Source organism: Staphylococcus pasteuri (assembly GCF_030547725.1).
Classification (GTDB): Bacteria; Bacillota; Bacilli; order Staphylococcales; family Staphylococcaceae; genus Staphylococcus; species Staphylococcus pasteuri.
Map to the genome: position 1 here is coordinate 1 of NZ_JAUOQO010000331.1, position 274 is coordinate 274.

The 274-nt window shown below is 38.7% G+C and carries 1 protein-coding gene; it reads right to left on the reverse strand.

All coding sequences use genetic code 11. The features are described from left to right. On the reverse strand, positions 1-274 hold a 274-nt coding region (locus tag Q4528_RS13865; RefSeq protein ID WP_303522162.1), incomplete at both ends, for a hypothetical protein.

Below are 274 nucleotides of genomic sequence, written 5' to 3' on the forward strand. Positions count from 1 at the left end.
GTTTAAACCCATCTAACTGCTGCTTTAAAGGCTGCAACACAGTTTCTATGCTTTGTTTACTTTGTTGCTGTAGTTCCAAACATTTTTCAGAAAAAATTCGGTTTGCCAATAATTCAAACTGGGCCTTTACCCGTTCTTCACTTTTTTCTAGGTAAGTAATGCGCTCTTGCAAGGTAAGGTCTTTTTGTTGAAGCAACGCGCACCGCTGTTGCTCACGTTGTAACAATTGCTGGCTAGTTTCAAATTGCTCTTTTATTTCACGTAAGTATTCAAC